The sequence below is a fragment of the Streptomyces sp. ISL-98 genome, assembly GCF_018614055.1.
GTDB lineage: Bacteria > Actinomycetota > Actinomycetes > Streptomycetales > Streptomycetaceae > Streptomyces > Streptomyces spiramyceticus.
On the sequence record NZ_JAGGPB010000029.1, the window covers coordinates 14189 to 37926 of the forward strand.

Below are 23738 nucleotides of genomic sequence, written 5' to 3' on the forward strand. Positions count from 1 at the left end.
GATTCCTTCGGCACCGGGAGCAGACGATGAACGGCATCGAGCAGGCGAGGAAGACGGCTGAGGGACTGGCCCATTCCTCGGGCTTCGGCAACGAACACAGCTCGGAGGCTGTTCCCGGCGCCCTGCCGCACGGCCGGAATTCGCCGCAGCGCGCACCGCTCGGCCTCTACGCGGAGCAGCTCAGCGGCAGCGCGTTCACCGAGCCGCGGGCCCACAACCGCCGCTCGTGGCTGTACCGGATCAGGCCGTCGGCCGCGCACCCCCCGTTCGTCCGCACCGACAACGGCGGCCTGCGCAGCGCGCCGTTCACCGAGACGGTCCCCGATCCGAACCGGCTGCGCTGGAACCCGCCGCCCGAGCCCGCACCCGGCACGGACTTCGTGGCCGGCCTGTGGACGGTGGGCGGCAACGGCGACGTGACCCAGCGCACCGGCATGGCGATTCACCTCTACCACGCCAACTCCTCCATGACCGGGCGGGTGTTCAGCGACTCCGACGGCGAGCTGCTGATCGTTCCGGAGCGCGGCGGACTGCTGCTGCGCACCGAGTTCGGGCTGCTGCGCTGCGACCCCGGCCACATCGCGCTGATTCCGCGCGGCGTGCGCTTCCGCGTCGAGCTGCTCGACGAGAGTGCCCGGGGTTACGTCTGCGAAAACTACGGGCAGCCCTTCCAGCTCCCCGACCTCGGCCCGATCGGCGCCAACGGCCTGGCCAACGCGCGGGACTTCCTCGCCCCGGTCGCGGCGTACGAGGACACCGAAGGCCCGGTCGAGGTGGTCAACAAGTTCTGCGGCAACCTCTGGTCGGCGACGTACGACCACTCACCTCTCGATGTCGTCGCCTGGCACGGCAATCACGTGCCGTACGTCTACGACCTGCACCGCTTCAATGTCATCGGCTCCATCAGCTACGACCACCCCGACCCGTCGATCTTCACCGTGCTGACGTCGCCGTCCGACACCCCCGGCCTGGCCGGTGTCGACTTCGTCGTCTTCGCGCCGCGCTGGCTGGTCGGCGAGGACACCTTCCGGCCGCCGTACTTCCACCGCAATGTGATGAGCGAGTACATGGGCCTCATCGAGGGCGCGTACGACGCGAAGACTGCCGGAAAGGGGGGCTTTGTTCCGGGCGGCGGCTCGCTGCACAACATGATGTCGGCGCACGGACCCGACCGGGAGACCTTCGACCGGGCGAGCGCCGCCGAGCTGAAGCCGCAGAAGATCGACGACGGTCTTGCCTTCATGTTCGAGACGCGCTGGCCGGTGACGGCGACCGGGCAGGCGGCGACCGCCGACCATCTTCAGGCGTCGTACGACGACGTGTGGCAGGGTCTGGAACGCCACTTCAGGTCGTAGTACTTACGGCCCACCACCGGCGTAACAACGGAGAACTGAAACCGTGACCGCATTCGCCCCCGACTCGCTGGTCCTGAACCGGAAGCTGCCGCTCTGGTACCAGGTCTCGCAGTCCCTGCGCGCTTCCATACTGGGCCGCACGCCCGACGCGTCACTGCGGCTGCCCACCGAGGAACAGCTCGCGGCGCACTACGCCGTGAGCGTGCTCACCATGCGCCAGGCCCTCAAGGAACTGGAGGCCGAGGGCCTGATCAGCAGGCACCGGCGGCGCGGCACGTTCATCGAGCCGGGGGCGAGGCGGGGTGCCCCGCGCCGGCTGCTGGGCTCGATCGACGCGATCGTGGCCCAGCAGTCGGGCGAGCTGACGACGGTCCTGGACCACGGTCCGGCGCCCGTGCCCGGCGAGCTCTTCGCGTACTTCCCGGACGTGCGCGAGGTGGTGACGTACAAGCGGCTGCGCCGCGACGGCGAGAGCGGCGAGCCGACCAACTGGGCGGAGAACGCGGTGCGTCCGGAGCTCGCGGCCGGTCTCGACATCGCCGATCTCGAACGCTGGCCGATGACGAAGGTGCTGCGTGACGTGCTCGGGGTGCGCATCAGCAAGATCACGGACACGGTGGAGGCGACGCTCGCCGATCCGGCCACGGCCGACCTGCTGAAAGTGCCGCTGCTGAGCCCGATCCTGCACTACACGGGGGTGACGTACGACGAGGAGGGGCGGGTCGTCGATGTCGCCCGCATCCGCTACCGGGGCGACCGCTTCTCGTTCTCCGTGACGGTGGACGCGCACTGACTTCCCGTCCGCGGGCGCTTGGTTACGATGCCGGGGGCTGCTGACTGACGGCTGCCGGCGCCGGGGAGAGTTACGGGGAGGATGCCCGCATGAGTGGTACGGACGCCCCGCTGCTCGACGAACTGATGCCGTGGTCGGTGGCGGCCTTGCGGCTGGGGCGTGGCTGGATTCTTGCGCCGGACAGGCGGACGCTGCGGGCCCGCTGGGATGCGCTGGTACGGGCGCGGGGCGCCGAGCGCGAGGAGCTCTTCGGGGCGACGCGGGCGCGGACGACGCGCAGTTCGGTCGCCGCGCTGCCCGGTCGCCCCACCGGGACCGGGCGCCTCGCGCGCGAGAGCGGGCCCTGTCCGGAGCCGGTGCGTGTCCTGCACGGCCCGTTCGACCAGCAGTGGCTCATCCCCGACCACCGCCTGATCGACGCCGCCCGCCCCGAGCTGTGGCGGGTCGCCGATGCGGAGCAGCTCTTCGCCGTGGAGCAGGGTTACGTGCCCGGGTCGGCGGGGCCTGCGCTGCTGGTCAGCGCGGTGCTGCCGGACGGCCGCTCCGCCGCGGGCCGGCCCGGGCGCATCCGCCCTCTCTTCCGCCGCCCCGGCGGCCGCGAGCCCAACCTCGCACCGGGGCTGCCGGCGCTGCTGAGCGGGCGTTACGGGCGCGAGGTCACGGCCGACGAGGTGCTGGCGTGGGCGGTCGCGGCGGCGGAGGGGTCGCCGTCGGGCGCCGTGGTCCCGCTGCCGGCGGACCCCGGCGTCTGGTCGACGGGGGTGGAGCTGGGCCGCCGGATGACCGCGATCCAGCTGCGCGGGGCGCGGGGCGGGGAACGCCCGAGGCTGCCGGGAGGGCGCCGCCCGTACGTACGCTCCGCGGTTCCGGCCCGGCCCGGGGAGCTGACGTACGACGCGGAGGAGGAGACGCTGCACATCGGGGCCGGCCGCATCTCGCCCGTACCGCGTGCGGCGTGGGACTTCGAGGTGGGCAGCGTACGGGTGCTGGACCTGTGGTTCGACCGCCGCACGGCGGAGCCGGAACCCGGCACGCTGGAGGCGATCCGCGCGACGGAGTGGGCGCAGGAGTGGACTTCGGAGCTGCTGGAGCTGATTACGGTGCTGGCCTTGTTGGGTGAACTGGCGCCTGGGCGGCGGGAGTTGGCGGGGGCCGAACGGATCACGCGTGATGAGCTGACGGAGGCGGGGGTGCTGCCGGTGCGGGACGCTGCGCGGCGGCCGGCGTCTGTGCTGGACCATGCGGAGGAAGGCCCCGAGGGCCAGTTCGCGCTGCTGTAAGGGGTTGCCGGGCGGATTTGTTCCCCTACCCGCCCTTCCCGAACTGGGGGGGCAAGCCTCCAGACCTCCGGACGCCCAACGGGCGTGAGGACCGGGGTCCGGGGCGGAGCCCCTGCGGCGGCAGCCGCAAATGTCACAGCCGGGGAGGGGGCGGTGAGGGAAAGCGCCGCAGGCGGCTCTACTCGCGCCCCGCCCCCGCCGCAAAGCCGTCCAGAACCCGCCCCAGCGCCCGCTCGAACGCCGCGTCCAGATCAACCGGCCCCGCGTCCTCCGCAAACGCCTTCGCCATCCGCGGATACTTCCCGCTCGCCATCTCCCGCCCCAGATAAGCGATCCGCGCCGCATTCTCCTGCTCCTGCGTCCACGGCAGGGAGCGGCTCCGCTCAGCCGTCGCGATCTCGTGGCCGACATACGTCGTGACCGTGCCGTTCACCGTCGCCACCAGCTCCAGCTTCGTACCCTGCGGCACATCGAGCCCGTCCAGGCACGTCAGGCAGTACTCCAAGTACCGAAGCGCGTTCGGGCTGAAGCCGTACACCGGGGACATCAGGCGCGGCAGCCATGGATGGCGACGCATCAGCGCCCGCGTCTGGTGCCCCAGCGCCATCATGTCGGCACGCCAGTCCCCCGACGGTTCCTCCGGCAGCTCGTACTCCGCGCTCACCGCGTCGACCATCAGCTCGTACAAGTCCTCCTTGCGCGGCACGTAGTTGTAGAGCGACATCGTGCCGCAGCCGATCTCCGCCGCCACCCGGCGCATCGACACCGCGTCGAGCCCCTCCGCGTCGGCGATACGGACGGCCGCAGCCGCGATGTCGGCGCGGCTGTACGCCGGCCTGGGTCCGCGGCCTGCCCTTTCGGGGCGGGCCCAGATCACCTCGGGTGTCGCGGAACGCCCGCCGACTGCCATGGATCATCACCTCGCCCACCATCCTAGTTACGTACAGCGTACGTAGTCATGAGGTACCGTGTGCCGCATGACAACTACGTACGCTGTACTTAGTGAGGGTCTGGAGAAGCGCTTCGGCGACGTCCGCGCCCTGCGCGGCCTCGACCTCGCCGTAGAGCAGGGCACCGTCTGCGGCGTGCTCGGCCCGAACGGCGCGGGCAAGACCACCGCCGTCCGCGTCCTCACCACGCTCACCGCTCCGGACGCCGGCTCCGCCCGCATCGCGGGCCACGACCTGAGCCGCGAACCGGACGCCGTCCGCCGAACCATCGGCGTCACCGGGCAGTACGCATCCGTCGACGGCGACCTCACCGGCGCCCAGAATCTGCGCCTCTTCGCCAAGCTGCTGCGCGCCCCGCGCACCCGCGCCGACGAACTGCTGGAACGCTTCGGGCTGACCGAGGCCGCGGGCCGCCCCGCGCGCACCTACTCCGGCGGCATGCGGCGCCGTCTCGACCTCGCCGCCAGCCTGCTCGTACGACCCCAGGTGCTCTTCCTCGACGAGCCGACGACCGGCCTCGACCCGCACAGCCGGGGCGGGATCTGGGACGCCGTCCGCGAGCTCGCCGCAGAAGGCACCACCGTGCTGCTCACCACGCAGTACCTGGAGGAGGCCGACCGGCTGGCCGACGACATCGTGCTGATCGACGAAGGCCGGGCCGCACACCGCGGCACGCCCACCGAACTCAAGGCCATGATCGGCAGTTACGCCGAAGTGGTCGTCGCCGACGTGTCCGCGCTGCCCGCCGCCGCGGCCGTACTCGACCAGCTGACCGGCTCCGAGCCCGCCCTCGACGCGGACCGGCGGACCGTGGGCGCGGTCACCGCCGACCCGACGCTCACCCTCCCCCGCATCGTCCGCGAACTGGACAAGGCCGGCGTGCACATCGTCGACGCCGGCCTGCGCCCGCCCACCCTCGACGAAGTCTTCCTCCGCCTCACCGACCGCAAGGAGCTCGCCGCATGAGCGCACTCGACGCAAGCCCGCCCGCCGCGAGCGCCCCCGCCATGAGCGCCCTCGTCCACGACGGCGCCGCCGTCTTCGGCCGCCACCTCCAGAAGATCAAGCACGCCCCGGCCGTCGTGATCATGACGCAGACACTGCCGGTCGTGTTCCTGCTCTTCTTCGGTTACGTCTTCGGCAGCGCGCTCGCGATGCCGGGCGACGACTACCGCTCGTTCCTGGTCCCGGGGCTGCTCGTCGCCACCGCCGCGAACGGCATCATGACCGGCATGTTCCAGGCCGCCCAGGACTCCCACCGCGGCGTCATGGACAGGTTCCGCACCATGCCGATGAGCCGCGCCGCGGTCCCGCTCGGCCAGGCCCTGGCGGACCTGCTGATCAGCGCCGTCGGGCTGGTCCCGCTGCTGCTCGTCGGGCTCGCGATGGGGTGGCGGATCGACGGCGGCCCTCTGGAGGCTCTCGGCGCCTTCGGCCTGCTGCTGCTCTTCCGCTTCGCGACGACGTGGGTCGGGATCCTGCTCGGGATCGCCTCGCAGAGCGAGGAGGCGGCCGGTCAGCTGGGCAGCGCGACTTTCATGCTGCCGCTGCTCTCCAATGCGTACATCCCCACGGACAACATGCCGGGTTGGGTGCGCACCATCGCCGAGTGGAACCCGATCTCGGCGGTGACGACCGCCGTGCGCGACCTCTTCGGGAACGCCCCGGTCCCGGCGGACGCCGCCTGGCCGGTGGCCCATCCCGTCGCCGGATCGCTGGCCTGGTCGCTGGTTCTGATCGCGGTCTTCGCGCCGCTCGCCGTCCGCCGGTACGCCGCCGGAGGGCGGTGAGCGGCGGCAAACTCTCCATCGCGGCAGGGTCGCTCCGTCAACCTGTGCGGATGACAGCGATGACAAAGGTGCTGCTTACACGGTAGTCAGTGCTGTTATGAGCCATCAGCCACTGCCCCTCGACGGCATCACCGTCGTCGCCGTCGAGCAAGCCGTCTCGGCGCCGTTCGCCACCCGCCAGCTCGCCGATCTCGGCGCCCGCGTCATCAAGATCGAGCGCCCGGACGGCGGCGACTTCGCGCGCGGCTACGACACCGCGGCGCGCGGCCTCGCCTCGCACTTCGTCTGGTGCAACCGGGGCAAGGAGTCCATCGCCGTCGACCTCAAGGACCCGCGCGGCCTCGACACGGTCCGCCAACTCGTCGCGGGCGCCGATGTGTTCATACAGAACCTCGCGCACGGCGCGGCCGCCAGGCTCGGTCTGGACGCGGCGACGCTGTGCGCCGCGTACCCGCGCCTGGTCGCCGTCGACATCTCCGGATACGGCGACGGCGGACCGTACGCCGACAAGCGGGCGTACGACATGCTCGTCCAGTGCGAGGCGGGCCTGGTGTCCGTGACCGGCACCGCCGCGCAGCCCGTCAAGGCCGGCATTCCGGCGGCCGACATCGCGGCGGCGATGTACGCCTTCTCGGGGGTCCTGGCGGCGCTGCTGCGGCGCGGGACGACGGGGCTCGGCGGGCCCGTGGAGGTCTCGATGCTGGAGGCGCTCGCCGAGTGGATGGGGCATCCGCTGCACCATGGGATGCATGGGGGTGAGGCCCCGGCGCGCACCGGGGTCGCGCACGCCGTCATCGCGCCGTACGACGCCTATCCAACGGCGGACGGCGGCCAGGTGCTGCTGTCCGTACAGAACGACAGGGAGTGGCGGCGGCTGGCCGAGCAGGTGCTCGGCCGGCCGGAGCTGGCCGACGATCCGGCCTTCGCGACGAACACCGCCCGTACCGGGAACCGGGAGAAGACGGATGCGGTGGTCGCCGAGGCGCTGGTCGCGATGAGTGCGCCGGAGGCGGTCGCAGCGCTGGAAGCTGCCGGTATCGCCTGCGCGCGGCTGAATACGGTGGCCGATGTGGCCGCACATCCGCAGTTGGCGGCGCGGAACCGCTGGCGTGACGTGGAGTCACCGGCGGGGCCCTTGCGGGCACTTCTGCCGCCGATCACGATGCCGGGTGGGACGGACCCTGTGATGGGTCCGGTTCCCGCACTCGGCGAACACACCGACGCGCTGCTGCACGGCCTGGGGATGACGGACGTACAGATTTCAGCGCTGCGCCGGGACGGTGTGGTCGCCTGAGCGTGTCCGTGACTCTGGTCCGCCCGAGTCAGTGGCGGCTGCCGAAGAGCGATCGACGCAGCCGTCGCAGCGGAGCGAAGAGCGAGACGCGTCCGCTCCTGCTCGCTCGCGAGTGCGCAACATCACGCGAGGTCAGCTCGCGCATCAGCAGTGTCGCCTCGGCCGACTCGCGCTGCGGGACGGCTGGGCCGCCGAGCACCGCGAGATGGCGGTCGAGACGCGAGCTGGTCGCACCGCTTCCACATGTGATCGCAGGCACTCGCGGCCTGCTGCGCACCGTTATCTGTTCCATGTCACTCCCCACCCGTACGAGGGCACCCGGCCCGGGCAGGTTAACCCTATCCCGACGGCAAGACACACGTGTATCCCGCCCACGGGATTCACCGCTGCGGTACGGGTGTTGACGGTCACTCTCCGAATACGGCTGATTCCAGGGCGAGTTGGACAGCTCGCGGCACCGGTCGCTCCGTCTGGCTCTGATTGCCGCTCAAGGGGGCTGCAGATGCCTTGAGTTGAGCTAACTTGAAGTGGTTTCTACCGTGATGCCGCTCTGCTGCGGATGGGGGGCTCGCCAGTGAGTGAAGCGCCGGGCAACGAGCAGCGGGTGATCGCGGGCCGCTATCGCCTGCTGGCCCCGCTGGGTGAGGGCGGCATGGGCGTCGTATGGCGTGCCCGCGACGACGTGCTGGGCCGTGAAGTCGCGGTCAAGGAGGTCAGAGCGCCGTCCGGACTCGGCGCCACCGACGGGCGGCGGCTGTACGCACGGCTGGAGCGCGAGGCCTGGGCCGCTGCCCGCATCTCGCACCGCAATGTGGTCACCGTGTACGACGTGGCGACCGAGGAGGGCCGGCCCTGGATCGTGATGGAGCTGGTGCGCGGGCTGACGCTCTCCGACGTACTGGACGGCGAAGGGCCGATGCCGCCGCAGCGGGCCGCGCACATCGGGGGCGACGTCCTGGCGGCCCTGCGCGCCGCGCACGAGGCGGGCGTACTCCACCGCGATGTGAAGCCCGGCAATGTCCTGATCGCCAATGACGGCCGGGTCGTACTGACGGACTTCGGCATCGCGATGGTCGAGGGCAGCTCGGCGCTCACCATGACGGGCGAGCTGATCGGGTCGCCCGAATTCCTCGCGCCGGAGCGGGCGATGGGGCGCACGCCGGGGCCCGAATCGGATCTGTGGTCGCTCGGAGTGCTGCTGTACGCCGCTGTCGAGGGCAATTCGCCGTTCCGTCAGGACACCCCGCTCTCCACACTGCGCGCGGTGGTGGACGAGGAGCTGCCGAGGCCTGTGCGGGCGGGGGCGCTGGCGCCGGTGATCGAGGGGCTGCTGCGGAAGGACCCGGCCGAGCGGCTGTCCGCCGACGAGACTTCGCGGCAGCTGCGGGTCGTGGCGGCCGGCGGAGCGCCGCGTACGGGAGAGACCCCGGTCGCCCCCGGACCGTACAGCAGCCCGACCGTCACAGCTCCGACGCCGGTCCCCGGCCCCATGCCGTCGCCGTACGGCAGCCCCACGCCGCACCCCGGCCCTCTGCCGACGCCCGGCACCGCGACGACGGCGACCACCGCGCAGGGGCGGCCCCGGCGGGCGGGCCTCGTGCTGGCGGTGGGGTTGGCCGTGCTGCTGCTCGCGATCGGCGGCATCACCTGGGCGTTGCTGAACGGCAACAAGAGGGATCCCGGGGAGAGTTCCGGCGCCTCGTCCGGCACCGCCGGCGGGGCCAACGGCAGCAGCAGCGGCGGCACCGACGGCGGCGGCTCCGCCACGGGCGGGAGCGGCACGCCGGGCAGCACGGGCGGCGACAACGGGGGCGGCGACGGGGGCAATGAGGGCGGCGGAAACGGCAACGGCGGCGGTCACGGGAACGGGGGCAATGGCGGGACCACCACACCGCCGCCCGCCCAGTCCGTGAAGGTCGCCGTCACGACCGTGCGCGGCAGTTACTCCGGCACCTGCCCGCCGCCCGAGGCGCAGGCACCGGCCTTCACCGCCACGTTCACCGTCGGCCGCACCCCGGTGGAGGTCGAATACCGCTGGGTGAGCGAGAGCGGCGAATCGTCCGACCCCCGCTGGAAAACGCTGTCCTTCGGCGCGGGCGACGGGAAGTCGAAGCAGGTGAACCACACGGAGCTGACGTACAAGCAGGGCGAGACCTTCCACGACGAGATCAGCGTGGAGGTCAGGAGTCCGGTTTCGGCCCGGTCCAACTCCGTGTCGTTCTCGGTCACCTGCGAGCAGGATGAGGAGACCCCGACGGGCGGGGCCTCCTCCTCGTACACAGCCTCCTACACAGCCGAAGCGCAGGTCAGGCGGCGGAGTTGAAGACCGGCAGGTAGCCACCCGACTGGCCGGCGGCCGTCGGGTGGTACGACTCGCCGATGTTCGTCCACTTCACACTGTGCAGCCACGGGGACGAGGAGCAGATCTCGTGTCCCGTGAAGGCCGGTGTGACCTCCGCGAAGGTGTAGCCGTGGTCGACCGCCCGCTTGGCTGTGGCGGCGTTGAGGTAGTCGGAAGCGTCGTTGATCGCGGCGCGCTCCCTCTCGCTGAGCCCGGAGACGCAGCTGCCGCTCAGCTTGTAGAAGCGGGGGTAGCCGAGTACGACGACACGCGCGGACGGGGCTTTGGCTCTGATCGCCGAGTACACCGAGTCGAGCTTGCCGGGCAGGGTCGAGTCCACGTAGCGCTTCGCCTCTTCGATCCGGGCGAGGCAGGCGGACTCGGACTGGAGGACGCAGGTCGTCATGACGTCGGCGAAGCCGGCGTCGTTGCCGCCGACGGTGAGGGAGACGAGGTCGGTCGAGGAGCTGAGCGGGCCGAGCTGACCGGCTGTCACGTCACCCGTACGGGCGCCGGAACAAGCCGTGAAGGCGAACGACGAGGGTGAATGGGACGCGGCCCACAGGGCCGGGTAGGCGCGGGTACTTCGCTTGCAGGAGCCGCTGCCACTGTCGTAGCTGCCGGCCCCGACGCCCGAGGAGTAGGAGTCGCCCAGGGCTGCGTAATCGAGGGGTTCGGCCTGTTGAACTGCCTGCGCCGCGCCCGCCCCGGTGAGGGCGAGGGCGGCGGCGAGCAGGAGCGACGATGAGAATGCCGCGATTCGGGACAGTTTCATGGAACCTCCCTTAGCAGGATTTCCGCCTCAACTGTCGTAGCAGTCCCCATACATCACCGGAAGTGTCCATGCCAAGAAGTTTCGCCAGGGATCTTCCACACACTCTCTCCGCATCCTTGACGGGGCTGAGTCGACTGCGCGACATTGAAGCCCGGCATCCGGCGCTTCAGGGGGCAAAGTCGCCAATGCAGACCATCAGTAACAAGCCATCAGCAGCCGTCACGGATTCGCTGCCCGTTCTCGCGGGCGCGGCGCTCGCCGTATCGGCGGTCGGCGCGGTCCTGGCGCTCACCGATCTGGCATCGCCGCTTCGGCCGCCGTTCACCCTCTTCTTCCTGATCGCGGCTCCGGCGTCCGCCGTGGCCGCAGGACTTCGGGGCATGGAACCGCTGGGCCGTCTGGTGGCGTCGACAGCAGGGGCAGTAGCACTGAACCTGCTGGTCGCCCAGGCGATGCTGGCCACGCACATCTGGTCGGTCCGGGGCGGCGTGGCGGCGATCGCCGGGCTCAGCGCTCTCCTCTTCCTGCTGGCACTGGTACGGCGCCCCGGCGGCCGTACGGCGAGAAGGCAGACCCTCTGACGTGGACATCCATGTGCACCGCCCCGGTGAACTCAGCGCCGCCGACCGGGCCTCCTGGACCGCGATGCAGTCCAAGGCGCATCTGCACGGTTCGCCGGAGCTGGCGAACCCTTTCCTCTCCCCCGAGTTCGCGCTCGCCATCGGCCGGTACCGGCGCGGGGTACGGATCGCCGTCGTACGCGAGGACGGCGAGCCGGCCGCGTTCTTCCCGCACCAGAGATCCGCCACCGGCGTCGGCCGGGCCATCGGTCTCGGTGTGTCCGACAGTCAGGGCCTGGTGCACAGGCCCGGCTTCGAGTGGGACGCACGGGAACTGCTGCGGGCCTGCGGGCTCGCGGTGTGGGAATTCGACCATTTGGCGCAGGGACAGGGGCCTTTCGAGGCCGGCGCCACCGGTTCGTTCGCGTCGCCGGTGATCGACACGCAGGACGGGTACGAGGCCTACCTCGCGTACCTGCGGAAGAACTCGCCGAAGTTCCTCAAGACGACCCTCGCCAAGGAGCGGAAGCTGATCCGCACCGTCGGCGAGCTGACGTACGTGCACGACGAGCGGGACCCGGAGGCGCTGCGCACGCTGATGCGCTGGAAGTCCGCGCAGTACCGGAGGACCGGGCGCAGCGACCGCTTCACACAGTCCTGGATCATCGGACTCGTCGACCACCTGTTCCACACCCGCACCGAATCCTTCAGCGGGCTGCTCTCGGTTCTTTACGCGGACGGCCGGCCGATTGCCGCGCATTTCGGTCCGCGTACGGAAAGGATCATCAGCTGCTGGTTCCCGGCCTATGATCCGGCGTTCGCGAAATTCTCGCCCGGTTTGCTGATGCACCTGCGGATCGCCGAGGCCGCCGCCGCCGACGGCACCGCGTACATCGATCTCGGCCGCGGCCAGAAACAATACAAGGACTCCCTCAAGACGCGGGAAATCATGGTGTCCGAGGGATGGGTGATGCGCCGTCACCCGGTCGCCCTGGGCCAATGGGCACGGCGTGCCCCGGTCCGGGCGCTGCGCAATACGGTGGTCGAACGGCCTGAACTGTTCGAACCCGCCGATAAGTTGCTCAAACGGATCGGAGAGATCCGATCGGGACGGTTCCGTATGTGATCGTCGATGTAAGGCCAAAGACACAAAAAAGCGAGTCGACGTTCCAGGTCTTGCCATACAGTCCCAATCATCAATACCGTCGTACATCCACCCGCATCGGTCCATCATGCAAAGCGGCTCTAGGGGAGGGCTCAAGCGTCGCGATGGGGTCCGGGGCGGGCGCGGTAGGGGGGTGCCGTACTCGGTGACCACAGCTGTGCCGAGTCGCGTGCCGCGTGGAGAGTTATGCCAGCTCACCCGACCAGTACGGAGTTCCATGCCGTCATGGGCCGGGTGAGAACCCCCCCTTTCGAACCGGAAACTCATCCGGACCGCCCGGGGGCGGGCGGTCCACCGGTGGAGAGGGAAAAGACTCATGAGCTCAGTACTCCGCCCTGCGGTATCGGGGCAAGATCCGTTAATCGCGCCGTCACAGAACGGCAATTCGCAAGGGGCGGGAGTCGGCCGAATACCCGGTCAGTACCGGCGGATCTCTTCGCACCTCGCCATTGCGCCGCCGGTGAGCGTGGTGATCCCCGCCATGAATGAGGCGGAAAACCTTCCGTACGTCTTCAAGACACTTCCCGACTGGATCCACGAAGTGATCCTGGTCGACGGGAATTCGACCGACGACACCGTGCAGGTGGCCCGCGATCTCTGGCCGGGAATCAAGGTCGTCAAGCAGCGCGGAAAAGGCAAGGGCGACGCACTGATCAGTGGATTCGCCGCCGCCACCGGCGAAATCATCGTGATGGTCGACGCGGACGGCTCGGCCGACGGCAATGAGATCGTCAGCTATGTCTCGGCGCTCGTCTCGGGGGCCGATTTCGCGAAGGGATCACGCTTCGCCAACGGCGGCGGCACGGACGACATGACGCCGGTCCGCAAGCTCGGCAACCGGGTCCTGTGCGCCGTGGTCAACGCCAAGTTCGGCGCCCGCTACACCGATCTCTGCTACGGCTACAACGCCTTCTGGCGGCACTGCCTGGACAAGATCGACCTGGACTGCACCGGCTTCGAGGTCGAGACCCTGATGAACATCCGGGTCGTCAAGGCGGGCCTGCGGGTCCAGGAGATTCCCAGCCACGAGTACGTCCGCATCCACGGCATGAGCAACCTCAGCGCCGTACGGGACGGACTGCGCGTCCTGCGGGTGATTCTCAAGGAGCGGGGGAAGCGGCACGGCCGGGGAGCGGTGTCTTGAACCAGCCGGACATCAACCAGCCGGACGCCAACCGGCCGGACCTGAACCGGCCGGACATCTCGGTGGTGATCTGCGTCTACACCGAGGACCGCTGGGACGACATTCTCGCAGCGGTCGACTCGGTGCGTCACCAGTCACGGCCCGCCGCCGAGACGCTGCTGGTCGTCGACCACAATCCGGCGCTGCTCGAACGGCTCGGCAAGGAGTACAAAGACGCAGGCGAGGAGGTGCGGGTGCTCGCCAACGCGGGCCCCCGCGGCCTCTCCGCGGGCCGCAACACCGGTATCGCCGCAGCCCGCGGCGACATTGTCGCCTTCCTCGACGACGACGCCGTGGCCGAGCGCGACTGGCTGCGGCACTTCGCCGAGGGCTACGAGGATCCCCGGGTGATGGCCGTCGGGGGAAGAACCATGCCCGCCTGGGCATCCGGCCGCAGACCGGACTGGTTCCCCGAGGAGTTCGACTGGGTCGTCGGCTGTACGTACAAGGGCCTGCCACCCGGCCGGGTGCGGGTCCGCAATGTCCTCGGCGGCAACGCCTCCTTCCGCAAGTCGGCCTTCGACGCGGCGGGGGGCTTCGCCACGGGCATCGGCAGGGACGGCGACAAGCGGCCGCTGGGCTGCGAGGAGACGGAGCTGTGCATCCGGCTCACCACGGCGCTGCCCGACGCGGTGCTGCTGATCGACGACCGTGCGGTCATCCACCACAAGGTTCCGGCCGCCCGGGAGCGCTTCGGGTACTTCCGTACGCGGGCCTACGCCGAGGGGTTGTCGAAGGCACTCGTGGCGCGAAGTGTGGGTGCGGGCAAGGGGCTCGCGTCCGAGCGCCGGTATACGACGCGGGTGCTGCCGACGGGTGTGGCCCGCGGGCTGCGTGACGCCGTGCTCGGCCGACCGGGCGGGGCGGGCCGCGCCGGGGCCATTGTGGCCGGGGTGGCGGTTGCGGCGGGCGGGTACGTACTCGGCACCGTCCGCGCGCGTCGGGGTGGGGGCGGCTTTTCGGTGCCTCGCCCGGGCCTCCAGGAACCGCATGCGCGAGGTGAGACGCGATGAGCACACCGGTGCCGATCCTGATGTACCACGCGGTGGGGCACCGCCCGGCGAAGGCCGCGTACCGCCTCTCGGTGTCTCCCGAGGCGTTCGCCGAGCAGCTGGAACTGCTGGACGAGCGCGGGTTCACGCCGCTCACCACCGCGCAGCTCGGCGCGGCCTGGCGCGGCGGCCGGGCGCTGCCCCTGCGGCCGGTGCTGATCACCTTCGACGACGGTTACGAAGGCGTGCACCGGCACGCCCTGCCGGCCCTCGCCAAGCACGGTTTCGCGTCCACCCTGTTCGTGTCCACGGGCTGGCTGCGCGGCCCGTACGACACCGGGGGCGCCCTCGACACCATGCTCGACTGGGACCAGGTGCGGGAACTCGCGGCTGCGGGCGCCGAGATCGGCGGCCACAGCCACACCCATCCGCAGATGGACCAACTCCCGGACCAGGACCTGCTGTTCGAGGCGAAGCGCTGCCGGGAGATCATCACGGAGGAGCTGGGCGACAGGCCTGTCTCCTTCGCCTATCCGTACGGCTACTCCAGCCGACGCGTGCGCCGGACCGTGCGCGAGGCCGGATTCGCGCAGTCCCTCGCCGTGGGGAACGCGCTCGCCCAGCGGTGCCAGGGGCCGTACGCCCTGGAGCGGGTGACCGTACAGCGCGGTACCGGTATCGAGGAGTTCGAGCGGCTGGTGGAGGGCCGGTCGATCGCCCGTAACTTCGCCAGGGACCGGGTCCTCACCAAGGGGTACGCCATGGTCCGCAGAGCCCGAGCGGCCGGCCGGAAGGTAAGCAGAATCCGTGTCTGACACGACCACCGCCCAGGCCGAGAGCGCCGAAAGCCCGGCGACGGCGGGGCAGCCGTCCGGGCGCCGCTTACGGCTGCCCGGAAGGGGCGGTGGGAGTCCGCTCTTCCGCAATGCCTACGCGCTGATGCTCAATACGGGTATCAGTGCGCTGCTCGGCCTGAGCTTCTGGCTGGCCGCCGCCCGGTACTACTCGGAGGCCGCGGTCGGCCAGGGTTCCGCGGCCATCGCCGCGATGAAGCTCCTCGCCGGACTGACCGCGCTCACGCTCACCGGGGCGCTGGCGCGCTTCATCCCGGTGGCGGGGCGCAGCACGGGGCGGCTGGTCCTCAGGACGTACGCGGGCAGCTCCGTGGTGGTCGCCGTGGCCGCCGTGATCTTCCTGGCCACGCTGGACCTGTGGGGTCCTTCGTACCGCTTTCTGCACGGCCCGCTGAACGGCCTCGGCTTCGTACTGGCCGTCATCGCCTGGTCGTTGCTGACGCTCCAGGACGGGGTGCTGACCGGTCTGCGCAGCGCGCTGTGGGTGCCGGTGGGCAATACCGTCTTCTCGGCGGTCAAGCTGGTGCTGCTCGTCGCGATCGCCACGTCGATCCCGACGGCGGGCGTCTTCGTCTCGTGGGTAGCCGCGATCGCCATGTCGGTGATCCCGCTGGGCTGGCTGGTCTTCCGGCGGCTGGTGCCGCGTCATGTCAAGGCCACCGAGGAGCGCGCGCAGCCGCCGACGCTGCGGCAGATGGGCCGCTTCCTGGCCGGCGACTACACCGGTTCGCTGTTTTCGCTGGCCGTGGTCTACGCGGTGCCTGTGATCGTCGCAGCGCAGGTCAGCTCCGAGGACAACGCGTACTTCTACATCACCACGACCATCGGCGGCACGGTCAATCTGCTCGCCATCAACATGGGTGCCTCCCTCACGGTGGAGGGCGCGCACGATCCGAGCACCCTGGCGCAGAACTGCCGGGCAGCCCTGCGCCGCATGGCGCGGATCATGCTGCCGGTGGCGGCCGTCCTGTTCTTCGGCGCCCCCTACATCCTGGGCGTGTTCGGCGAGGGGTACGCGAACGCGGCGACGCCGCTGCTGCGCTGGTTCGCGGTCGGCGCGCTGCTGCGCGTCGTCATCGAGGTGTACTTCGCGGTGCTGCGCGCCCAGAGCCGTACGTCCGGACTCGCCTATCTCCAGGGCGGGTTGTGCGTGCTGGTGCTCGGCCTGACGCTGTTGCTGCTCCCGCGCATGGGCCTTACGGGCGCGGGCGTCGCGGAGATCTCCAGCCTTGCCGTCGTCGCGGCGGTAGCGGGCGTCAAGCTGTACCGCGTGGTGAAGTCCGCGCCGCCGGCCGGTGCGAAGGGTGCGGACGCGGCGGCTCCGGACGGTGACCTGGCCGACCTGGCGGTCGACGGCGACCTCGGCGACGCGGACCGCGGCGACCGTGGCCGTACGGAGAAGGGGCCGGCCGGGGGCGAGTACGGGACACGCTGGGCGCTGCGCTCCGCACTCGACCCGCCCACCATGCCGCTGGGGGCGCGGCTGGACTTCGACCACCCGGAGCGCAGGCCCGATGTGCGGCCGGGGCCCGAGACTCCGGCCGCGGGTACGCCCGTAACGGAGACCGGGAGCGAGGAGACCGATCACCGGCCGACCTGGGCGCTCAGGTCGCCGCTGCCGCGGGCGATTTCTTCGCCCCGCTCCGGGTCCTCCGTACCCGAGGCCGCGGTGTCGGCCGACGCGAGCGAGAGCGGCGAGGCCCGTCCGAGAGGCAAGGGGCATTCGACGGGCGAGGAGCGTTCGGCAGGCGAGGAGCCCGAGGCGCCTGTGGCCCCTGAGGCTGCGCCCCCGCCCACGCCGCGCCGCGCACCGTTCCGCGCCCTGCACCTCCGCGTCCCCGAACTGGGCGTCGGGCTGCTGCTCCTGGCCGCGCTGGCGCTCTACTGGCTGCCGGTGCGGGGCATCGGCGAGGCCGACCTGGACCGCATGGGCGGCCTCGGGCTGATCTCCGTGCTTCCGACGGCGACACTGCTCGGCGGCGGCCTGCTCGCGCTGTCCTTCGCCTCGCTGCTGTGGCTGGACCGGCCACGGACCGTACTGCTGACGCTGGCGTTGCTGGCCACAGTGGTGTCGCTGCACGCGCTGCCCGCCGTACTGGAGACGGAGCCGCGGTTCCCGACGGCCTGGCAGCACCTCGGCTTCATGGACTACATCGACAGGACCGGCTCGGCGGTGCCCGACCTCGACGCGCGCTGGAGCTGGCCGGGCTTCTTCGCGGCGGCCACCTTTGTCGCCGAGGCGTGCGGTGTCTCCGACATGTCCTCGGTGATCCGCTGGTGGCCACTCGCCATGCAGCTCCTCTACCTCCCGCCGCTGTTCCTCCTGATGCGGTCCATGCGGGCGAGCTGGCGGGCGAAGTGGGCGGGCGTCTGGATCTTCGTACTGAGCGGCTGGGTCGGCCAGGACTACTTCTCGCCGCAGGGCTTCACGTACGGCATGTATCTCGCCTTCGTCGCGGTGCTGCTGGTGTGGTTCCGTGAGCCACGGGTGCTGTGGACCAAGCGGCGTCCCGGCGAGGCCGAGGTCACGCCCGCCGGGCGGCGCGAGAAGGCAGTGCTGCTGCTGGTTCTGGTCGGTCTCTTCGCCGGGACCGTACCCGCGCACCAGCTCACGCCGTTCGTGATGCTCGGGGTCCTGGCGGTCCTGGTGATGGCGGGCCGCTCGACGCTGCGCGGGCTGCCGATGCTGTTCGCCGTACTGGTCGCGGTGTGGATCGGCTTCTTCGCCGAGCCGTACTGGTCGGGGCACTTCGACGAGCTCTTCGGCGGGGTCGGCGGCGTGGGCGGCAATGTGACGTCGTCCGTCTCCGGCCGTATCGAAGGCGGCAGCTCGACGCACAAACTGGTGCTGTACGTCCGTGTCGCGATGGCCGGCGGTGTGATGGCCTTCGCGTGCTGGGGCTGGTGGCGGCGCCGCTTCGCCGGTTACAGCGAGCGGTCTCTGCTGGTGCTGGCCTTCGTGCCGTTCCTGGGCTTCGGCATGCAGTCGTACGGCGGCGAAATGGCGCTGCGCGTCTTCATGTTCGCGCTGCCGGGCGCCGCGCTGCTGGCCGGGCTCGCGCTCTTCCCGCGCACCGGGGCGACCGCCGCCGAGCGGGACGCGGACCGCAAGAGCCTGGCGCCGCTGGCCGCGCTGATGACGGGCCTGCTCCTCATCGGCGGCTTCCTCGTCGCGCGCTGGGGCAACGAGCCCTTCGAGCGGGTCAGGGGCGGCGAGGTCGCGGCGATGGAGTTCGTGTACGCGCACGACGACCCGTCGGTACGGCTGCTGTGGATGAGCAACGACACGCTGGACAATGTGACGCCCGCAATCCCCTGGGGCGCCAGGGACATGGAGAAGGTCAACTACGTACCGACGCTCGCGCCGGTCGATCCGGTGCTGGTGGCGAGCCTGGTGAAGTCGCTCAAGGACGCGGGCCCGAACTCGTATCTCATGATCAACCGGAGTCAGTCGGTCTATCTGCGGCTCGACGCGGGCTATTCGGCCACATGGGAGAAGCGGCTGACCGCCAATCTCGACAAACGGCCGGAGCTCAAGAAGGTCCTGTCGAACGAGGACGTGTCGTTGTACGCGCTGCGCGAGCAGCCGGACGGCGCGGTCGAGAAGCCGGATCCGGGACCGGTCGGGCCGAAGATCACCTGGACGCCGTGGTCGGTCGTGGGCGCGCTGGCCGCGCTGGCGCTGATCGTGCTGCTCGCGGCGCGCGAGGTCGTACGGGTGGCGGTGGCGCCGGGTGTGCGGCAGCTGCAGTGGCTGCAGAGCACGTTCTGGTTCTCGCTGCCGCTGCTGGCGGTGCTGCTGGCTTCGCTGGTGCAGCGGTTCCTGACGATGTCGTGAGGTGGTGTCGTACGGCGCTCAGGAACGCGCCAGCCACCGCACCTCGTAGCTCTTCATGTCGAAGGACTTCCCGTCGATCTTCGCCTTGATGGGGCGGTCGAGGGTGTTCACGACGAGGACGGTCCTGTCGTCGGCGAGGACGCGCACATTCGGTACGTCGTCGGGGGCGACCCGGACGCTCGCGTCGTACCGGGTGCCCGGCGGGAACTCCTTCGCGAACCGCGCCAGCAGCTTCATCATGGGCAACTGACCGCCACCGTCGTCGAGTTCGGTGGAGCGCCACAGGCAGCCCGCGCACTTGGCACCCCTGTTCTGCGGGTTCCAGTAGAAGCCGGTGCTCGCCCCGCCGCGGACCATCGCGATCATTGCCGAGGCGTGTACGGCGGTGCGGTGCGGCTCGCTCCAGCCGTCGCGGTCGTCATCGTCGTCGCCCGGCTCGACGTAGTACTCGGCCCACCAGAGCGGCAGCCCGCCGGATCGGTCGCGGATCCACCTGCTCACCGCGGTGAGCTTGTCGGTCGCCTTGAACTCGTCGGGCAGCAGCTCGTCGTCGCGGGTGTAGCTCGCGCCGTCGACGACGACGAAGTCCGCGCCCTTCTTGTTCTCGTCCCAGTAGCTGTAGGCGTCGAGGACCCGCTGGTCGACGCTGCCCCAGGGGCCCTTCAGGTCGGAGGCATAGGTCGTGTCGCGCGGCTCGTAACTGTCCATGACGAGGTAGGGGCCGCCGACGAGATTCGCCTTGTTGACCTTCTTCAGCTCGGCGTACACCAGGTTGTAGAGCTGGGTGTAGCCCTCGTGGTTCCAGCGCTTGCGGCCGTCGTCGAAGAAGCCCTTGAACTCGTTCCAGACGATGAAGTGGCGTACGTCCGGATAGCGCTTGGCGACGGTGGCGGCGAGCTTCGCGAAGTCCTTGTAGTGCTCGGGGCTCGGCGCGGTCTCCAGGGCCTTCTTGCTCCAGTCGGTGTTGTCCGAGCCGGCCTTGCCGCCCTTCATCCAGTCGGGCGCGCAGCACAGGGTGATGACGGGGGTGCCGCCCGTACGGCGGATCAGGTCGATGCGGCTGTCCAGTTCGTCGAACCGGTAGCGGCCGGGCGAGGGCTCCGGGTTCTCCGCGCCCCACCCCATGATGTGCTGGATCTGCGGCACCGACTGCGCGGACAGTGTGCTCTCCGCTCTGCGCAGGGCCGCCGGTGTGCCCTCGTCGGCGCTGTACTGCGTATGCGTGAAGCCCCAGCCCAGTTCGGGCCTGGGCTTCGCGGGCACGGGTGCGGGTGTGCCGTGCACCTTGTCGCCTTCGGCTGTGGTGCCGCCGTCGCTGCCCCGGCCTGTGTCGTCGGTGGGAAGAGTGGCGCACATCGTCAGTACGAGGGCGATTACGGCCAGGCCCACGCCGATCAGTGCGGTGAGCCGCCACCGCTTTGCCCCCGAGGTCCATCCATGACGTCCCATCACCCGTCAGGGTATCGGCGGGGGTTGGCATTACGGCAGGCATCGCAGAAACAGGTACGTAACGCCACGGGGGGCCGGCGTGCCGGTGAAAGTTGAAACCTGGGTGCATACGGCGCCCCCGTGCCGGATCATGGGCGCCATGTCTGCGAACCCTGAAGCCGCTCTGCCGATCCGGCTGAACGTCGACGACAGCGACTCGCCGTCGGATGTCGTCGACGCGCTGTTCCTCGGCCGTTTCGCGACGGGCGAGCAGCCGTACTCGCACTCCTCGTCGATCGACCGCGTCAAGTCGGGCGCGACGCTGCTGCCGCCGTCGGCGAAGGTGCTGCGTGCCGCCCGCGACGACGACCGCAGCGCGACGCTGGCCGAGGGCGAGGGCTGGACGCTGCTGGTGTCCCGCTGGAACCGCGGCGCGGACGTGACGGTCACCGCGGTCACCTCCGACCTGGCCGAAAAGGTCCTGAAGCAGGCCACGGACGGCGCCCAGGACGAGCCCGAACCGCAGCCCGAGAACGTCACCATGGGCTTCTGGTACGTCTCCCCGCGCCGCGGCCCGCACCGCACCACCCGGCAGATCGCGGCCGGTACGTGGGAGGAGGTGCGGTCCAACTACACGGCGCCGGTGGCCGACGCGATGGACCGCCTGATGAAGGTCACGCCGGACGACATCGCGGGCCGGCTGCTGCTGTTGCACGGCCCGCCCGGCACGGGCAAGACGTCCGCGCTGCGCACGCTGGCCCGCTCGTGGCGGGACTGGTGCCAGGTCGACTGCGTGCTCGATCCGGAGCGGCTCTTCAACGACGTCGGCTACCTGATGGACATCGCGATCGGCGAGGACGAAGGATCGGCGAAGGGCCGCTGGCGGCTGCTCCTGCTGGAGGACTGCGACGAGCTGATCCGGGGCGAGGCCAAGCACACGGCGGGCCAGGCCCTTTCACGCCTCCTGAACCTCACGGACGGGCTGCTGGGCCAGGGCCGCAATGTCCTGGTGGGAGTCACCACCAACGAAGACCTGGAGCGCCTGCACCCCGCTGTGGTGCGGCCGGGGCGCTGCATGGCCCGTATCGAGGTCGGCTCGCTGACCCGCGAGGAGTCGGTGCGCTGGCTGGGCACGGAGGAGGGCATCGGCCGAGAGGGCGCGACGCTGGCAGAGCTCTACGCGCTGCGCCGCGGCACGGGCCCGGCATCGGTCCCGCCCCAGAACGACGGCTCGGACGCGGGGCTGTACCTGTAATCGGACGCGGGCCTGTACCTGTAACCAGCACTGCACCCGCCCCCTACCCCGCATACACCGCCCGCACCGCATCCTGCACCGCGGCCAGCGCCTCCGCCCTGCTCAGCCCCAGCCGCTGCGCCCGCTCCGCGTACACCCGTGCCGCAGCCGCCGCTTCCCGGTCCGCCGCGTCCCCCACCGCGGCGATGAACGTCCCGTTGCGCCCCCGCGTCTCGATCACCCCGTCGCCCTCCAGCGCGCGGTACGCCTTGGCAACGGTGTTCGCGGCAAGACCGAGGTCCTCCGCGAGGCCGCGTACGGTCGGGAGCTTGTAGCCCACCGGCAGCGCACCGGCGCGGGCCTGCTCCGAGATCTGGGCGCGCAGTTGCTCGTACGGAGCGACACCGGCGTCCACGTCAATGGCGATCTTCAAAGTCACGGCCCGATTGTCCCTCACCGCCGGAAAATGGGAGGCACCGCAACGTGTCGCGCGCGTAACGTGCCGCTCCATGACGATGATCGTGCGTGGCCTCACGCCCTCGGACACGGACGTCTGGGTACGCGTACGCCGCGCCGCACTGCCCTTCATGGTGACCACCCCGGAGCAAGTCGCCTTCGAGCTGCGAACCGCGCACCCGGACAAGAAGATGCGTCTGCTGATAGCGGAGGAGGACGGCGAAGTCATCGGCACGGCGTACGCCGGAATCGCGTACGACAGCACCGAGCCCGGCCAGTCGTACGTCACGCCGCACGTCCACCCCGACCGCCGCGGCCGGGGCGCGGGGTCGCTGATGCTGCGCGCCGCCGAGGAGCATCTGGCGGCCGAGGGCGCCACGACGGTCTACTCCTGGGCGATGGACACCCCGGAGTCCCGGACCTTCGCCGAGAGGCGCGGCTACCGGCCGACCCGGTCCGCCCACTTCCAGCGCCTGGACCTGGCGAACGGACCGCTCCCCGAGCTCCAGGAGCTGCCCGCCGGTGTCGAACTCCGCACCGCCGCGGACTTCCTGGACGACCCGAGGCCGATGTTCGAGGCCGACGCGGAAACGACTTCCGACGAGCCCGGCGACATCAGCGTGGACTTCTCGGACTACGAGGACTGGATCAACCACACCTGGAACCATCCGCTGCTCGACCGCGGCCTCTCCACCGTCGTGATGGTGGACGGTCAGGTGGCGGCGTTCACCGCCGCCCAGACGGACGGTCTCACCCGCTACGCGTCCGGCATGACCGGCACCCTGCGCGCCTTCCGGGGCCGGGGCTTCGCCAAGCTCGCCAAGACCGACTCCCTGCACCGCGCCCGCGCCGCCGGCTACGCCGAGGCGTTCACCAGCAACGACGCGGACAACGGTCCGATGCTGGCGGTCAACAAGTGGTTCGGCTACGAAATCTGTGCAACGGAGGTACGTCATGTCCGCAAGCTCGGTTGAGGTCGCCCTCGTCAAGGCCGGCCGTACGAAGATCCGCTACCCGGCGGCCCTGGTCTCCGACGACGGCACGCACCTCGTGGTGCGCGCGCCGTGGGCGGCACCGGGGGTGCGGGACTTCGGCTTCGTACGGTTCGAGCCCGGCGACGTATTCACGGAGCACTACTGGCGGGACCGGTGGTACGCCGTGAAGGAAGTCAGGTCGGGCAACGGCACTCTCAAGGGCTGGTACTGCGACGTGACGCGCCCCGCTGTCGTCCTCGAAGGCCGGGTCGAGGTCGAGGACCTGGACCTCGACCTGTGGATGTCGGCCGACGGCTCCACCGTTCTGCGGCTGGACGAGGACGAGTTCGAGGAGAGCGGCCTGGCGGACCGCGACCCGGAGGCCGCGGCCGAGGCCCTCCAGGCACTCGACGCCCTCGAACTCCGGGCCCACAGCCAAGGCTTCGCCGAGCTGCTCAGCGGCTGAACTCAACCAC

Annotated in this window: 21 protein-coding genes; 16 read left to right on the forward strand and 5 right to left on the reverse strand. The window is 70.5% G+C overall.

Translation table 11 applies throughout. The features are described from left to right. Positions 1-26 precede the first annotated feature (26 nt). The 3 genes from hmgA to J7I98_RS20590 all read left to right on the forward strand — a co-directional run bounded on the left by hmgA (position 27) and on the right by J7I98_RS20590 (position 3428). Positions 27-1355 (forward strand): homogentisate 1,2-dioxygenase, encoded by a 1329-nt coding sequence (gene hmgA / locus J7I98_RS20580; protein WP_214922358.1) that lies wholly within the window; start codon positions 27-29, stop codon positions 1353-1355. Between the two features lie 43 nt (positions 1356-1398). Next, positions 1399-2148: a GntR family transcriptional regulator gene (locus J7I98_RS20585; RefSeq protein WP_214922360.1), complete on the forward strand. Its 750-nt coding sequence runs from the start codon at positions 1399-1401 to the stop codon at positions 2146-2148. Between the two features lie 89 nt (positions 2149-2237). Beyond that, positions 2238-3428 (forward strand): type ISP restriction/modification enzyme, encoded by a 1191-nt coding sequence (locus J7I98_RS20590; RefSeq protein ID WP_214922362.1) that lies wholly within the window; start codon positions 2238-2240, stop codon positions 3426-3428. A gap of 178 nt (positions 3429-3606) precedes the next feature. Here the strand turns inward: J7I98_RS20590 and J7I98_RS20595 are convergent, their stop codons facing one another. Continuing rightward, the gene (locus J7I98_RS20595; RefSeq protein WP_214922364.1) at positions 3607-4338 is read right to left on the reverse strand and encodes a TetR/AcrR family transcriptional regulator; all 732 of its coding nucleotides are present in this window, start codon (positions 4336-4338) and stop codon (positions 3607-3609) included. Between the two features lie 67 nt (positions 4339-4405). On the opposite strand from J7I98_RS20595, the gene J7I98_RS20600 reads away from it, so the two are divergent. The 3 genes from J7I98_RS20600 to J7I98_RS20610 all read left to right on the forward strand — a co-directional run bounded on the left by J7I98_RS20600 (position 4406) and on the right by J7I98_RS20610 (position 7462). Continuing rightward, the gene (locus tag J7I98_RS20600) at positions 4406-5344 is read left to right on the forward strand and encodes an ATP-binding cassette domain-containing protein (protein WP_214922366.1); all 939 of its coding nucleotides are present in this window, start codon (positions 4406-4408) and stop codon (positions 5342-5344) included. A 41-nt stretch (positions 5345-5385) separates the two neighbouring features. Further along, on the forward strand, positions 5386-6168 hold the full coding sequence (locus J7I98_RS20605) for an ABC transporter permease (protein WP_214922536.1): 783 nt from the start codon (positions 5386-5388) through the stop codon (positions 6166-6168). 97 nt (positions 6169-6265) lie between these two features. After that, complete coding sequence (locus J7I98_RS20610) at positions 6266-7462, forward strand: CaiB/BaiF CoA-transferase family protein (RefSeq protein WP_214922368.1); 1197 nt, start codon at positions 6266-6268, stop codon at positions 7460-7462. Positions 7463-7490: 28 nt separating this feature from the next. Here the strand turns inward: J7I98_RS20610 and J7I98_RS20615 are convergent, their stop codons facing one another. Next, positions 7491-7754 (reverse strand): hypothetical protein, encoded by a 264-nt coding sequence (locus J7I98_RS20615; protein WP_214922370.1) that lies wholly within the window; start codon positions 7752-7754, stop codon positions 7491-7493. A gap of 267 nt (positions 7755-8021) precedes the next feature. Between J7I98_RS20615 and J7I98_RS20620 the strand changes: the two genes are divergently transcribed. Beyond that, a complete protein-coding gene (locus tag J7I98_RS20620; protein ID WP_214922372.1) occupies positions 8022-9785 on the forward strand; it encodes a serine/threonine-protein kinase in 1764 nt (587 codons plus the stop codon). Here J7I98_RS20620 and J7I98_RS20625 read toward each other — a convergent pair. Continuing rightward, positions 9769-10578: an SGNH/GDSL hydrolase family protein gene (locus J7I98_RS20625; RefSeq protein WP_214922374.1), complete on the reverse strand. Its 810-nt coding sequence runs from the start codon at positions 10576-10578 to the stop codon at positions 9769-9771. The two genes, J7I98_RS20620 and J7I98_RS20625, sit on opposite strands and share 17 nt — an antisense overlap. A gap of 185 nt (positions 10579-10763) precedes the next feature. Between J7I98_RS20625 and J7I98_RS20630 the strand changes: the two genes are divergently transcribed. The 6 genes from J7I98_RS20630 (at position 10764) to J7I98_RS20655 (ending at position 19170) form a co-directional block, all read left to right on the forward strand. Beyond that, on the forward strand, positions 10764-11159 hold the full coding sequence (locus J7I98_RS20630) for a hypothetical protein (protein ID WP_214922376.1): 396 nt from the start codon (positions 10764-10766) through the stop codon (positions 11157-11159). A 1-nt stretch (position 11160) separates the two neighbouring features. Further along, the gene (locus J7I98_RS20635; RefSeq protein WP_214922378.1) at positions 11161-12264 is read left to right on the forward strand and encodes a GNAT family N-acetyltransferase; all 1104 of its coding nucleotides are present in this window, start codon (positions 11161-11163) and stop codon (positions 12262-12264) included. Positions 12265-12619: 355 nt separating this feature from the next. Beyond that, positions 12620-13447 (forward strand): glycosyltransferase family 2 protein, encoded by an 828-nt coding sequence (locus tag J7I98_RS20640; protein ID WP_214922380.1) that lies wholly within the window; start codon positions 12620-12622, stop codon positions 13445-13447. 41 nt (positions 13448-13488) lie between these two features. Continuing rightward, positions 13489-14499, forward strand: coding sequence for a glycosyltransferase family 2 protein (locus tag J7I98_RS20645; RefSeq protein ID WP_214922539.1), 1011 nt, complete (start codon positions 13489-13491; stop codon positions 14497-14499). Continuing rightward, positions 14496-15293 (forward strand): polysaccharide deacetylase family protein, encoded by a 798-nt coding sequence (locus J7I98_RS20650; RefSeq protein WP_214922383.1) that lies wholly within the window; start codon positions 14496-14498, stop codon positions 15291-15293. The genes J7I98_RS20645 and J7I98_RS20650 overlap by 4 nt, the downstream gene beginning before the upstream one ends. Then, positions 15286-19170 (forward strand): lipopolysaccharide biosynthesis protein, encoded by a 3885-nt coding sequence (locus J7I98_RS20655; protein WP_214922385.1) that lies wholly within the window; start codon positions 15286-15288, stop codon positions 19168-19170. Before J7I98_RS20650 ends, J7I98_RS20655 begins: the two co-directional genes overlap by 8 nt. Before the next feature lie 18 nt (positions 19171-19188). Here J7I98_RS20655 and J7I98_RS20660 read toward each other — a convergent pair whose 3' ends face one another. Continuing rightward, the gene (locus J7I98_RS20660) at positions 19189-20619 is read right to left on the reverse strand and encodes a xylan 1,4-beta-xylosidase (protein ID WP_214922387.1); all 1431 of its coding nucleotides are present in this window, start codon (positions 20617-20619) and stop codon (positions 19189-19191) included. 139 nt (positions 20620-20758) lie between these two features. On the opposite strand from J7I98_RS20660, the gene J7I98_RS20665 reads away from it, so the two are divergent. Then, complete coding sequence (locus J7I98_RS20665) at positions 20759-21853, forward strand: DUF5925 domain-containing protein (protein ID WP_214922389.1); 1095 nt, start codon at positions 20759-20761, stop codon at positions 21851-21853. Positions 21854-21896: 43 nt separating this feature from the next. On the opposite strand, the gene J7I98_RS20670 is transcribed toward J7I98_RS20665, so the two are convergent. Further along, positions 21897-22271, reverse strand: coding sequence for a GntR family transcriptional regulator (locus tag J7I98_RS20670; protein ID WP_214922391.1), 375 nt, complete (start codon positions 22269-22271; stop codon positions 21897-21899). Positions 22272-22341: 70 nt separating this feature from the next. On the opposite strand from J7I98_RS20670, the gene J7I98_RS20675 reads away from it, so the two are divergent. Together J7I98_RS20675 and J7I98_RS20680 are read left to right on the forward strand one after the other, a co-directional pair. Beyond that, entirely contained in the window at positions 22342-23262 is a 921-nt protein-coding gene (locus J7I98_RS20675; RefSeq protein WP_214922393.1) for a GNAT family N-acetyltransferase, read from the forward strand. Continuing rightward, positions 23243-23728: a DUF402 domain-containing protein gene (locus J7I98_RS20680; protein ID WP_214922396.1), complete on the forward strand. Its 486-nt coding sequence runs from the start codon at positions 23243-23245 to the stop codon at positions 23726-23728. Before J7I98_RS20675 ends, J7I98_RS20680 begins: the two co-directional genes overlap by 20 nt. Positions 23729-23738 lie beyond the last annotated feature (10 nt).

What these genes read in the sequence shown, in the direction of transcription:
- J7I98_RS20595 (WP_214922364.1), bottom strand. Translation starts at nt 4,338, where the DNA reads ATGGCAGTCGGCGGGCGTTCCGCGACACCCGAGGTGATCTGGGCCCGC.
- J7I98_RS20630 (WP_214922376.1), top strand. Translation starts at nt 10,764, where the DNA reads ATGCAGACCATCAGTAACAAGCCATCAGCAGCCGTCACGGATTCGCTG.
- J7I98_RS20675 (WP_214922393.1), top strand. Translation starts at nt 22,342, where the DNA reads ATGACGATGATCGTGCGTGGCCTCACGCCCTCGGACACGGACGTCTGG.
- J7I98_RS20590 (WP_214922362.1), top strand. Translation starts at nt 2,238, where the DNA reads ATGAGTGGTACGGACGCCCCGCTGCTCGACGAACTGATGCCGTGGTCG.
- J7I98_RS20625 (WP_214922374.1), bottom strand. Translation starts at nt 10,578, where the DNA reads ATGAAACTGTCCCGAATCGCGGCATTCTCATCGTCGCTCCTGCTCGCC.
- J7I98_RS20680 (WP_214922396.1), top strand. Translation starts at nt 23,243, where the DNA reads ATGTCCGCAAGCTCGGTTGAGGTCGCCCTCGTCAAGGCCGGCCGTACG.
- J7I98_RS20640 (WP_214922380.1), top strand. Translation starts at nt 12,620, where the DNA reads ATGAGCTCAGTACTCCGCCCTGCGGTATCGGGGCAAGATCCGTTAATC.
- J7I98_RS20615 (WP_214922370.1), bottom strand. Translation starts at nt 7,754, where the DNA reads ATGGAACAGATAACGGTGCGCAGCAGGCCGCGAGTGCCTGCGATCACA.
- J7I98_RS20660 (WP_214922387.1), bottom strand. Translation starts at nt 20,619, where the DNA reads ATGGGACGTCATGGATGGACCTCGGGGGCAAAGCGGTGGCGGCTCACC.
- J7I98_RS20650 (WP_214922383.1), top strand. Translation starts at nt 14,496, where the DNA reads ATGAGCACACCGGTGCCGATCCTGATGTACCACGCGGTGGGGCACCGC.
- J7I98_RS20605 (WP_214922536.1), top strand. Translation starts at nt 5,386, where the DNA reads ATGAGCGCCCTCGTCCACGACGGCGCCGCCGTCTTCGGCCGCCACCTC.
- J7I98_RS20600 (WP_214922366.1), top strand. Translation starts at nt 4,406, where the DNA reads ATGACAACTACGTACGCTGTACTTAGTGAGGGTCTGGAGAAGCGCTTC.
- J7I98_RS20665 (WP_214922389.1), top strand. Translation starts at nt 20,759, where the DNA reads ATGTCTGCGAACCCTGAAGCCGCTCTGCCGATCCGGCTGAACGTCGAC.
- J7I98_RS20620 (WP_214922372.1), top strand. Translation starts at nt 8,022, where the DNA reads ATGGGGGGCTCGCCAGTGAGTGAAGCGCCGGGCAACGAGCAGCGGGTG.
- J7I98_RS20610 (WP_214922368.1), top strand. Translation starts at nt 6,266, where the DNA reads ATGAGCCATCAGCCACTGCCCCTCGACGGCATCACCGTCGTCGCCGTC.
- hmgA (WP_214922358.1), top strand. Translation starts at nt 27, where the DNA reads ATGAACGGCATCGAGCAGGCGAGGAAGACGGCTGAGGGACTGGCCCAT.